Genomic DNA, 11992 nt, shown 5'->3' on the forward strand with positions numbered 1-11992 from the left:
ATGAGTAATGCCGTTATCGGTGAACACTGCCGGGTGACACTGCACTTTAGCCTGAAATTGGACGACGGCACTGAGGTGGATTCAACCTTCAAAGGTGATCCAGCCTCTTTCAGTGTTGGCGATGGTAGTTTGCTGCCGGGCTTTGAAAAAGCGCTTTTTGGTTTAAAAGCGGGGGATGAAGCCGAGATCGAGATACCGCCGGAGATAGGATTTGGTCAGCGCAACCCGGAAAACCTGCAAAAGGTACGCCGGGATACCTTTTCTCCCGATATGGAGCTGGAGCGCGGGTTGGTAGTCTCTTTTGACAACGGCAGCGGCGAACTCCCCGGAGTAATCAGTGAGATTGGTGAGGACGATGTTACCGTCGACTTTAATCATCCATTGGCCGGTCAAACCTTAAATTTCCATGTGAAAATTATTGCGGTGGATTCGATCCAATAGGGTCGGGTTCCCTCTTTGTAGCAAGTAGGGTACTGAAGTAGACATGCAAATCCGAATGGCTAACCCCCGGGGCTTTTGTGCCGGTGTTGATCGGGCAATTGATATTGTGAATCGCGCCCTGGATGTATTTGGTGCGCCGATCTATGTCCGCCATGAAGTGGTGCACAATAAGTTTGTGGTGGAGAGCCTGAAAGAGCGCGGTGCGGTCTTTGTCGATGAACTCGATGAAGTACCCGATGATGTTATCGTTATCTTCAGTGCTCACGGTGTTTCAAAAGCTGTGCAGCGCGAAGCTGAAGAGCGCGGCCTGCGTGTATTCGATGCTACTTGCCCACTCGTTACCAAGGTGCATATTGAAGTGAGTAAGTTCAGCACCGACGGTGCTGAGTGCATACTAATCGGCCACGCCGGGCACCCGGAAGTGGAGGGCACAATGGGGCAGTATGACAACTCTGCTGGTGGTGCCATCTACCTGGTTGAAGACGAAGAGGATGTTGCGAAGTTAACCGTTAAAGACGAGAGTAATCTCGCCTATGTTACCCAAACAACACTATCCATGGATGATACCGCTCGAGTCATTGATGCCCTGAGAGTGCGTTTCCCTGAAATCCGTGGGCCTCGAAAAGATGATATCTGTTACGCAACCCAGAATCGCCAGGATGCTGTAAAGCAGCTGGCTCTGGAAAGTGACCTGGTCCTTGTTGTTGGTAGCCCGAATAGTTCTAACTCTAATCGCCTGCGTGAACTCGCTGAACGCTGTGGTGCTGCTGCCAAATTGATCGATGGTGCGGATGATATCGATGCGGATTGGCTCCAGGGTAAGGCGGCTATAGGGATCACAGCCGGGGCCTCAGCACCAGAAATTTTGGTGCAGGGAGTCGTTAGCCGATTGCAACAACTTGGTGCAAGCCTTCCAGAAGAAATGGATGGGCGAGCTGAAAATATACGATTTTCCCTGCCTAAAGAACTCAAATAATCAAAACTTCTCGCGCCTCCTTTCCCTTTGGTTTTAGGAGGCTAGGAGCATTGGCTTTGATTCGCCTGCTCGACTCTCAGGCGACCGCTGTGAAACAATATCAGGGCTAGGCCCTGTGATCCATCAAGGCTGCAAACATAGAGACTTCCCATTTGTAATGCGCCTTGAGGAGAGCCTGCCTTGCGACTTTCACCGGTTCCAATAAAGGAAATGTAATCTCTAAGTGGAGAGTTAGATAGAACCTGCACTTTATCTAATCTAGCCCCAGACATTACTAGAGTGTCTCTTTCACCGCGGGAACCGTCATTGTCGGCATCGACAAAAATCTCCCACCCAAGATCCCAGCTTCCTGAGTTACGCATAGTGACGCGCTGATTCTTCACAACAGCCGTATTTCTTGTTAGCTGTATAGCGCTAATTAGCTCCTCACCCGCAAGCTCTAACTGTGTTTTTTCAATAATCTGCGTAAAGCTTGGCAGACCGACAAATAGAAGTATGGATAAAATACAAAGTGTGATTAGTAGCTCAAGTAACGTAAATCCCCGCTGAGTCATGATTCCCTCCCGGGATTATTAGACGCAGGTCTCATTTAAATGACCATTGAATCTGCTGGAAAGGCCGTTAGTCGGTTTGATCTGGTTTGATAACGAAGTGAAATGCTACTTTCCCGACTATATCCACGGTCTTTTTCTCTTTCTAGATGTTTGGCGGTAAAGTGAACTCTGAATTATTGGCACAGGCGTTTGAAATAGATGCAGTTTAGAAACACAGATCCGGGAAATCTTCCCCGGAAGCAATATGGATTTACTCTGATAGAGATGATGACCACACTGGTGGTTTTATCTGTACTCATTGGTATTGCAGTCCCAAAGTTCACAGATATGATCAACAACAGCCGTTCAGTGGCTTTGGCTGAGGACTTTATAGGGGCCCTTAATTACTCGCGCTCGGAGGCCATTAGACGTGGGGAGAGGGTTTCTATCTGTGCGAGTACAAATGGGGCTAGCTGTGGAGCTGCAAATACTTGGGACCAGGGATGGATAGTATTTGTTGACAGCGCGGCTACCGATAAGGCTGGTACGCCCGTTGTCGATACAGTTTTAAGAGTGTGGGATGTTGATGATCCAGATGCTTCTATTACGGTTGATCAGGGTGCAGCTACAAATTTTATCCGCTACACAAGCCTGGGTACTCTAGGGCGCTTTACTGATACTACTATAGTTGCGAAAAACTCTAAATGTATTAGCAGTAACGCTAGAAGCATGACAGTTGGTGCAGCCGGCTTGATAACAGTAGCAAGAGCAGACTGCTAAAGGAGATGAGGTGAAATTATTAAATTCCCAGCGTGGAGTTGGATTAATCGAAGTTCTAGTAACCGTATTAATCCTTTCCACATCACTGCTTGGCTTGGCAGCGCTGCAAAACAAAGCGCTGCAATACAATCACAGTGCCTACATGCGCTCACAGGCGAATATTCTGGCTCAAGATGTATTTGAGCGTTTAAGGGCTAATCGTGAGAATTTATCAGACTATGAGATAGATGTTGATGATCCCACGCCAAGTTCGAGTTCAAACCGCGCTGATATTGATTTAGGTGAGTGGCGAAACTTATTGTCAGATCTCCTCCCGGCGGGTACGGGGGGAATTAGTTGTGATGTAAATGATGTGTGTACGGTAATTGTCCAGTGGGGGGAGGAGGATTCCACTGGCACTGGTGATGATGAAGGTACCAGTAGCTTTCAATATATGACAATAATTTAGTGGAAATTGTAATGTTTAAGCAGCGAGGAATCTCACTTGTTGAACTCATGGTATCTATTACCGTTGGTTTGATATTGATGGCTGGAGTGGTACAGCTTTTTTTGTCGAGTAAAGTCACATTCACTACCCAGCAGGCCATCGCTAGGGTGCAGGAAACTGGACGCCTTGCAATTGATTTTATGAGTGAAGATATACGTATGGCCGGTTTTCTCGGCTGTATGAATGCCGCGACCGGTGATTTTGAAAACATATTAAATGATAGCGAATCAACGCTTTATAATTTTGCTGATCCCGCAGAGGGAATCGATCACGACCAAGTCGATCCAAGCTATCCAAACCATTCCGGAGATTCGGATGTTTTGTTGTTGCGAAGCGCGAATGAGGCGGCTGTGGCAGTAACTGGCGCAACATCGAGAGATCGATTTTATATTGAAAATACCGAAGTCGAAAAAGATGGCTGCGATGAAGGTAAAGATAAATACAGCGGTATTTGTGCCAGTGATATTGCGATAATTGCCGATTGTACAAAAGCGCTAGCTTTCCAAGTGACTGGGTTTGATAGTGGAAGTAGGCCTGGGGAGGTTGGGCTATACCACTCAGATGCCGATGGCTTTACACCGGGAAATAAAAAGGGCTATGGAGTCTTTAACGAAAGTGAAAAAAACCAAGGCCATTATTTCGATCAAGATGCACAGGTTTTTGTAACAACCAGTACATTTTATTATATCGATAATGGTACCTCCGGTCGCCCAAGTTTGTTTCGAGAGATAAATGGTGAATCTCAAGAACTCTTAACTGGAGTTGAACAAATGCAGATCACTTACGGCTTGGATACTAATAACCCAGATGAGTTTAAGACCGCAAAAGAAATTTCCAGTAAAGGCTGGGAAAGATTAGTCAGTATTAGGGTGGAGTTATTGGTTTCCTCAGACGACGATAATGTACTTCAGGACACGCAGCTATACAGTTTCAATGGAGAGGAGGATCTCGATCCAGGCGATAGGCGCCTGCGCCAGGTCTTCACGAGTATTGTATCTCTCCGTAGCCGTAGTTTGCCGTAATTGGAGGTAGGGAAATGAAAGAAAGACCTTATGTTAAAAGCCTGCAACAGCAAGGTGGGGCAACATTGCTTGTTGGGCTGATTATTTTACTACTGATGACTTTTATCGGGCTGGCGGCGATTCGCGGAAGTGGTATGCAGGAGTTAATGGCCGGTAATATGCGCGATCGCCAGCTTGCATTCCAGGCGGCTGAAGCTGCATTGCGGGTTGCTGAAGTTAGGCTGGTAGAGGACTTTGACCGTTCGATAAGCCAGCTTTACGATGGAACTAATGTTGGATATGTTGAAGAAATGGACGGCTCTTCTGCGACTGAGTTTTGGCTGGATTATGACTGGGACAGCGTCTCGGTTTCGACCGATCTCGAACTCAGTGGGGTTGCCAGCCAGCCGGTTTATGTCGTCGAGAGATTTAAGGGGGCAAAGTGGAATGCTAATGACGGTGGCTGTATTGATCAGGCTTGCTTAGCTGGTGAAGAGCCGCCAGAGTACTACCGAATTACCAGTCGCGGTGTCGGCGGTAGCGATAGTACCGTAGTAATTCTCCAGTCTAATGCTGTTCGTTAATAATTTGCGCTTGGAATAATGATTATGATTAGTCTTGTAAAAAAATTAAAAAGCGCCTCGACAATTACGGCCGCATTTTTAAGTTTAGGAATATCACATAGTGCGGTATCTATTGATTTTTCCCAACAGCCACTGTTTTTAAGTACTTCGGTTGATCCAAATATTATGTTTATTTTGGATGACTCTGGATCAATGCAATTTGAAGTTACTCCCTCGGAAATTACCGACTATTTTTATGTTCCTGTACATAGAAGAGGTCGTACTTATAACGACTCTTATCCGGTCCGTTATACCTTTCCGCAGACTGAGGCTGGCAGTAGTAATTCTGCTGTGCGATTAACGCCCTGCCCTTACAATAGCTCTTCGACTTCCGGTTGTGATTATTGGAATGGCTCCAATGATAAACAGACAATAGCAAAATTTGACAGTGACAATAAATGGGCTGCCTATTATCGCTCTTCATACAATAACAAATCTTATTATGATCCGACTATTTTGTATCTTCCATGGGCTGAGGAGGATGAAAATGGCAATGAATTTTCTGATGCAAATCCTCAGAAGGCATATCACAATCCGTATGATACCTCTAAAGGCTGGCGCAACCTCACGGTAAATAATACGCAGAGTGCAAATTGTTGGATAAAAAATAGCGCTACTAAGGGTTCAAGTAATTCATCAAGCAATCTGTGTGAGAGCGGAGACCTTACTTTCTATCCCGCTACCTATTTTAATTATAAAGGGACAGTTTCATCAGACGTTTATTTGTCTAGTAGCTATGATCGCATCCAAATTAAGAATGATGGAAGTACCTATGCGGGGGGCAGTGCGCGAACGGACTGTGCAGATTCAAGTGCTTGTACCTATGCAGAGGAAATTCAGAATTTTGCTAACTGGTATAGCTACCATCGCTCTCGTGTATTGATGTCCCGGGCAGGGATCGGACATGCTTTTTCAGCTCAAGGGGAGGGGTTGCGCGTAGGTTTTGGTACACTTAATACTGGTAGTAAAACTATTGATGGCTATAGCACTGATGTGGTCCTAGAGGGGGTGCGAACTTTTAAGGATACCGATAGAGAGAATTTCTTTGAGAGACTGTATGGAACAACGATTCCTTCAGAAGGGACTCCTTTATTAAACGCTCTGGAAGCAGCGGGTAAGTACTACAGTCGCACGGATAGCAGGGGGCCTTGGTCTTCAACACCTGGAGAAAGCGGTAGCACTAGTTCAGATATAGCCTGTAGATCCAGCTATACCATTCTGATGACAGATGGTTATGGTAATGATTATGGTAGTGACGAGGTTAGTTACTACGGCAATGTGGATGGAGCCTATGGCGCGCCATTCTCTGATTCATATGCGAATACATTGGCAGATATTGCCATGCATTATTGGAAAACTGACTTAAACACCAATCTATCAAATAGTGTAAACCAAGCTGAAGGAAGTATTGATACAGCCACCTGGCAACATATGGTGACTTTTGGGGTTGCGCTTGGAGTTACAGGCAACGTTGACCCGACTACCGCATTTAATGCGATTGATACCAGTACCGCTATTTCCTGGGGAGATCCAGATCCCAGTTATACAGACTCCAATATTAATGCAAATAAATTAGACGATCTATTACATGCCTCTCTGAATAGTCGTGGAGGTTTCTACAGCGCAAGTGATTCCAAAACTTTCGCCGATCAACTAACCGCAGTATTAAGTAATATTAGCGGGCGCGCTGGATCGTCATCAGCGGTTGCGGCCAACTCCACTCGCTTGGGAACTGATACATTGGTTTTCCAAGCGCTATTTGATTCAAACGACTGGAGTGGTGAAGTCAAAGCTTTTGCGATGGATACAGATGGAGACTTGAGCGATACCCCTAAGTGGAGTACCTCGTCCTCAGGGAAAATACCCACGTCGGGTCGAACGATACTCACCTATGATGGCTCCGACACAGTGAGTTTTACTTGGAATAATTTAACAGACAAACAAAAATCAGCCCTGATTGGAACTGATAGTGATTCTGTCGGTGAGGAGCGTTTGGAATGGCTGTGGGGTAAATCGATCTCAGGAATGCGTAGCCGAACTTATTTGTTGGGTGATGTTGTTAATAGCAGCCCAGCATTAGCGGATAATAAGGATATGTATTATTCGTCTCTACCCACTTACCTTGGTGGAGACAAATACGCTTCTTACTTATCAGATACTAAAGAAGCTCGCTCGAAAGAAATTCTCTATGTGAGTGCCAACGATGGAATGTTGCATGGGCTAAACTCTGCCACTGGTGTCGAGGAGTTTGCTTATATACCATCGGGCGCTTATGAAAAGTTGGCTGATTTAACAGAGACTGATTACGGCACTGAATCTAACCCCCATGAGTATATTGTGGATGGTCCCTTATATGTAAGCGATGCCTACTTTAAGAAGGGCGCCAGTGAGTCATGGCGGAATATTTTAGTGGGCACTTACGGTGCTGGATCAGAGGGCCTGTTTGTTCTTGATGTAACTAACCCATCGAGCCCAGAAGTTCTGTTTGAACTGGATAGTTCAGATGATGACAGTATAGGAAATATTATTGGGCAACCGCTTATTGCGCCTACACCAGCGGGCTGGAAGTTAATTTTTGGAAATGGATACAACTCCGATAATGATGCTGCTTCATTAGTGATTGTTGACTTGGCTGATCCGAGCGATATTGAAGTATTAGAGGCCGGTAGCTCAACCAATAACGGTTTGGCTGGGCCATCACTATTACCTGATATCTACGGAATAGTTAGAGCTGCATATGCAGGTGATATTTACGGCAATATGTGGAAGTTTGATCTAAGCAGTGAATCTGAGAGCAGTTGGAAGGTTGCATTTGGAAGCGATTCATCCCCCGAGCCCCTATTCACTGCAAATGATATTAATGGCCGCCCACAGCCTATCACCGCAGCGCCAGTGCTGGGAGCCAATTCGAAGGTGGATAATGCTATTATGGTGTACTTTGGTACCGGTAGTTATTTATCTTCAGCTGATGACGGGGAAGGGGATGTGGTCCATACTTTTTATGGCATTGTTGATAACGACACTAATATCACATCTACAGATAGGTCAGAGTTGTTTGAGAAAACTATCTCAGAGTCTTCTGGTTCGAGAACCATTAACGGGGATAGCGATACCTCTTGGTGGGATACTAAAAAGGGATGGTATTTAGATTTTGGGGCGGTTTCTGGATCTACTGTAAATGTAACAGGTGAAAGAATTATCAGTAAGCCCCTATTAATTCGAGATCGCTTAATTTTTCCGACTCTAACTCCATCTAAGGATCCTTGTGCTTACGGTGCAACAGGCTGGACTATGGAACTTATTGGGCTAGGCGATCCCAGGTTTGCAAATGAGAGTATCCTGGATGAGCCCAACACGAAAGAAGATAGCGCTACCATCGCTTTTTCTGATGTTATTATTGCAGGGAAAAAAGTATTTATCCCTTACTCAGATACGTCAGGCTCTCCTGTGGACTCATTTGATGGCGCTTTGGAGCGATTAAATGATCGTTTATCTTGGCGGCAACCATAAAGAGTAGCATTTTATGAAGAATTCTAGTTTGAGTATAAATTACGGATTTACGTTAATAGAAGTTTTAGTGGTTGTTGCAATAATTGGAATCTTAGGGGCAATTGCTTACCCCTCCTATATGGATTCTGTTAGGAAAAGTAATCGTGCAGAGGCTAAAACTGAACTAAATGATGTGGCGCAGCGTTTGCAACGCTGCTTTACGGCTTTTAGCGCTTATGATGATGCTAACTGTTCTGTTGCCGGTGAAATATCTAATGGGAATACCCTATCAACGGAAAATGACCTTTATTCTATTTCGGGTGTTCTAACGGCGACAACCTATACATTGACGGCAGCGCCTCAGTCGGGCTCGGTTCAAGCGGGTGACAGTAGCTGTGCTAGTTTTACTTTAACTCAGGCAGGTGTAAAAAGTGCTAGTAGTGGAGACTGTTGGTAATTCTTTGTGAAATTATAAGATAAATATTGAGTAGCTCTTTTTTATGGAGCTACTCAATCTAGCAGGTTAGGTTTCTAGACCTAATTTCTTTAGTCGATATCGAAGTGAGCGAAAGCTGATTCCAAGGCGCTCTGCTGCCGCAGTTCTATTCCATCTTGTCTTGCTTAGTGCGCTCTCTATAACTTCTTTTTCTATCTCTTGTAGATATTCATCAATCGTTGTGTATTGAGAGGACTCAAATAACTGTCGTGAAGGAGCAGGCATGACGGGGAACTGGCTAAGCTCAGAGAGCTCTTTTGTTGATGCCGTATTTTGATCAAGCTTAAGGTCTGACTCTTTAATTTCTCTCTTTTCGCATAAAGTGAAAGCCCTTTCGAGAATATTTTCTAGCTGCCTAACATTTCCTGGAAAATGAAATTTTTGAAGGGCTAACATTGCTTGAGGATGTATTTTCGGCCGGGGTAGGCCGGACTTCCGTGCAATTCTTTGCATGAAAGCTTGTGCAAGAACAGGAATATCTTCAACACGATCACGTAGTGGAGGTATAGAGATCTCTATAACATTGATTCGATAGTAGAGGTCGCTACGAAAGCGCCCTTCTGCCACTTCAGTAGCTAGATTTTTATGAGTCGCGCTCAGAATACGAATGTCAATAGGGATTTCCTGGTTTGCGCCAATAGGACGAACAGATTTTTCTTGTATAACCCTAAGTAGCTTGACTTGCATATCCAGGGGAAGGTCAGCGATTTCATCGAGAAACAGACTTCCTCCCTCTGCACTTTGAAGTAAGCCGACCTTGTCCTTATAAGCGCCAGTAAAGCTACCTTTTCGATGCCCAAAAAACTCACTTTCTACTAATTCTTTTGGAATCGCTCCGCAATTAATCGGGACAAAAGGCTTATCAGCTCTGGCTCCGTGCTGATGGATGGATCGAGCTGCAAGCTCTTTCCCCGATCCGGATTCACCGCTGATAAATATAGGTGCATCACTGCGTGCAACTTTTGCCAGTTGATTCCTTAGTATACGCATGTTACCAGCATCACCCAATAACAACTCTGTGTCACTTTGGGTTAACTCGTCGCTTTGTTGATGATTCAACCGGAGGGCCAGTTGAGCAAGATTCCTTAAGCGCTCTAAATCAACAGGTTTACTAACAAAGTCAAATGCGCCCAGCTTCAATGCTTTGATTGCACTATCCATATTCCCGTGAGCGGTTATGACCGCTATAGGCAGATGTGTCTCGACAACTTGCTGAATGTATTCAACCAGTTGTAAGCCATCGCCATCAGGAAGTCGTAAATCTGTGAGGCAAAATTGATAGCTATGGTTGTGTAGCAGTTCCTTTGCTTGTGCGAGCGTGCCTGCACTGTGACAGTCCACATCCATTCGCTTAAGTGTTAGGCTAATTAAGTTACAAATATCTGGTTCGTCGTCAACAACCAGTGCCAGAGGTCGCATTATTTCTTTGTCTTTTCTTGTTGCGGTGAAATTATTTGGCGGCTTACTAACTGAAATTATGTCAGAAATCTCTATAGCATAATGGCTCATAGGTCGAAAAAAATCTATGAGCCAGATCAAGTAACTTCTTCACAGTTGGAAAATTCAATCCTAAAACAACTTTTGTTATCACTACTCCGGCAGTGATAGAGGGTAAGGTTGTTGGCTTCACATAGCTCGCGCGCGATATATAGGCCCAGTCCACTGCCGTTTTTTTCTGTTGTGAAAAATGGCTCAAATATTTTATTGAGAACCTCTTCAGGTACACCCTTACCAAGATCTTTGATCTCTAAAACTGTATTCCTGCGCTCCATATTGTAGTAAGCACTAATAGAGGCATGGCCCACTCCTGTAGCTAGTTTTGAGTGTTCCAAGGCGTTCTCTGTTAAGTTGGTGACTACTTGTGACAATTGTGCGGAGTCAAAATATACCAGTGGCACCTGCCCTATAGCGTCCAACTCGACGAGGTCATCCGCTTTCCCGGCATTGAAGTCTACTAAGAATTGCTTGAGCCAAGCCCCCAGCTCATATTTTTGGGCTGAGTGGGCGCGCTTTCGTGAAAGCTGCATTACGTTTTCAACAATCTGATTGATGCGCTGGCTTTGGCGACAAATTATGTCTGTTAATTGGTGGTCCTCTTCTTTTAATTCTGGGGACTCCGATAGTAGCTGTGCGGCGTGCTTGATTGCCGCTAAGGGGTTACGTATTTCGTGAGCAATTGAAGCTGTTAGTTGGCCCAGGGAGGCGAGTTTGAGCTTTTGGGCTGCCTCTGCCAGCTTCCGGTTGTCCTCCACAAAAACTAATGTGCTATGACCCGTGTCATGCTGTAATTCTGAAAAATTTGCATGAAGCTCGTCCCCATTTTTTGCGGGGATAAGCACATTATTTTGACTCTTATGACTGCGCCACTCCCTAACCTTTTGTCTCAGCTCTGCATGGTAGTCATGCGCTGTATCAATTTGGTTTTCTAGCAATCTTCTTGCTGATTTATTGATCAGTTCTGGCTTGAAAGAAGGGCCTAAAACCAATACACCGGTATTCATTCTTTCAATGATTTCTTGAGCCAGGCGTTGAAGGTGCGCAGCCTGGCGGCTTTGTTTGTCTGCGCGAATATTAGCTTTACGAATACGTTCCGATAGGTACTGGATGGCACTTACGGTTACAAATAGTAGTAAACCTAGTCCGCCTGCAGACACAATCTCCTGGCTAGAACCCGATTCAGTTAGTAAATGGTAAAGCTGGAGCGCGATAACACCCAAGCTAGCAATGGCCGCAAAAAATGCACTGAGGCGCTTATCAAGTAGGATGGCACCGATTGAACAACTGATAAGCAGTAAATAACCGAGTCCAGAGTTTAGCCCTCCACTAGCCTCGATCAACAACAAGAAAACCAGAATGTCACAGCCCAAAATAATCCCGACTTGGCTGCTATTTGTCTGGTAAGCCTTCTGGCGCAAAAATAGTAACCACGCCACATTCAGAAGGGCATAGGAAGACGTTGTATATATAAATAGTGTTGGCAAGTACGTGCCAAGTGAGCCTCCACCTATGTCGGAGTAGAATACTCCCAGCAGAACTAGGGCTATTGCTACTCGGTAAATTGCGCTTATGCGCAAAAGCTCATGGTGTTGTTGGGGGGATGTCTGGGAACTGCTCACTGTAGATGCCCGGTATTCTTGTAGTGGTGAGCCGCTGCTGTTGTTACCCC

11 protein-coding genes are annotated in these 11992 nt (G+C 45.2%); 8 read left to right on the forward strand and 3 right to left on the reverse strand.

Going from position 1 to position 11992, the window contains the following annotated elements; all coding sequences use genetic code 11:
- Both ACJJIY_RS08070 and ispH read left to right on the forward strand, forming a co-directional pair.
- Positions 1 to 441 carry an FKBP-type peptidyl-prolyl cis-trans isomerase gene (locus tag ACJJIY_RS08070; RefSeq protein WP_282934364.1) on the forward strand — a complete coding sequence of 147 codons (441 nt, stop codon included), beginning with the start codon at positions 1 to 3 and terminating at the stop codon, positions 439 to 441.
- A gap of 43 nt (positions 442 to 484) precedes the next feature.
- Positions 485 to 1417 (forward strand): 4-hydroxy-3-methylbut-2-enyl diphosphate reductase, encoded by a 933-nt coding sequence (gene ispH, locus ACJJIY_RS08075; RefSeq protein ID WP_445355107.1) that lies wholly within the window; start codon positions 485 to 487, stop codon positions 1415 to 1417.
- Positions 1418 to 1458: 41 nt separating this feature from the next.
- Here ispH and ACJJIY_RS08080 read toward each other — a convergent pair whose 3' ends face one another.
- Complete coding sequence (locus ACJJIY_RS08080) at positions 1459 to 1971, reverse strand: GspH/FimT family pseudopilin (RefSeq protein ID WP_444895259.1); 513 nt, start codon at positions 1969 to 1971, stop codon at positions 1459 to 1461.
- A gap of 198 nt (positions 1972 to 2169) precedes the next feature.
- Here ACJJIY_RS08080 and ACJJIY_RS08085 point away from each other — a divergent pair, with 198 nt between their 5' ends.
- From ACJJIY_RS08085 to ACJJIY_RS08110, 6 genes are read left to right on the forward strand one after another with little or no spacing between them, the layout of a single operon-like run.
- Positions 2170 to 2730: a GspH/FimT family pseudopilin gene (locus ACJJIY_RS08085; protein ID WP_444895258.1), complete on the forward strand. Its 561-nt coding sequence runs from the start codon at positions 2170 to 2172 to the stop codon at positions 2728 to 2730.
- Positions 2731 to 2740: 10 nt separating this feature from the next.
- Complete coding sequence (pilV, locus tag ACJJIY_RS08090; protein WP_444895257.1) at positions 2741 to 3178, forward strand: type IV pilus modification protein PilV; 438 nt, start codon at positions 2741 to 2743, stop codon at positions 3176 to 3178.
- 11 nt (positions 3179 to 3189) lie between these two features.
- Positions 3190 to 4239 (forward strand): PilW family protein, encoded by a 1050-nt coding sequence (locus ACJJIY_RS08095; RefSeq protein WP_444895256.1) that lies wholly within the window; start codon positions 3190 to 3192, stop codon positions 4237 to 4239.
- A 14-nt stretch (positions 4240 to 4253) separates the two neighbouring features.
- Positions 4254 to 4802 (forward strand): pilus assembly PilX family protein, encoded by a 549-nt coding sequence (locus ACJJIY_RS08100; RefSeq protein ID WP_444895255.1) that lies wholly within the window; start codon positions 4254 to 4256, stop codon positions 4800 to 4802.
- 24 nt (positions 4803 to 4826) lie between these two features.
- Positions 4827 to 8351 (forward strand): pilus assembly protein, encoded by a 3525-nt coding sequence (locus ACJJIY_RS08105; RefSeq protein ID WP_445359397.1) that lies wholly within the window; start codon positions 4827 to 4829, stop codon positions 8349 to 8351.
- A 13-nt stretch (positions 8352 to 8364) separates the two neighbouring features.
- Positions 8365 to 8787 (forward strand): type IV pilin protein, encoded by a 423-nt coding sequence (locus tag ACJJIY_RS08110; protein ID WP_444895253.1) that lies wholly within the window; start codon positions 8365 to 8367, stop codon positions 8785 to 8787.
- A gap of 66 nt (positions 8788 to 8853) precedes the next feature.
- Here the strand turns inward: ACJJIY_RS08110 and ACJJIY_RS08115 are convergent, their stop codons facing one another.
- Together ACJJIY_RS08115 and ACJJIY_RS08120 are read right to left on the reverse strand one after the other, a co-directional pair.
- The gene (locus ACJJIY_RS08115; RefSeq protein ID WP_444898262.1) at positions 8854 to 10245 is read right to left on the reverse strand and encodes a sigma-54-dependent transcriptional regulator; all 1392 of its coding nucleotides are present in this window, start codon (positions 10243 to 10245) and stop codon (positions 8854 to 8856) included.
- A 116-nt stretch (positions 10246 to 10361) separates the two neighbouring features.
- The gene (locus ACJJIY_RS08120) at positions 10362 to 11942 is read right to left on the reverse strand and encodes a sensor histidine kinase (RefSeq protein ID WP_444895252.1); all 1581 of its coding nucleotides are present in this window, start codon (positions 11940 to 11942) and stop codon (positions 10362 to 10364) included.
- Positions 11943 to 11992 lie beyond the last annotated feature (50 nt).

This window comes from Microbulbifer maximicatervae (SeqCode) (assembly GCF_052468155.1).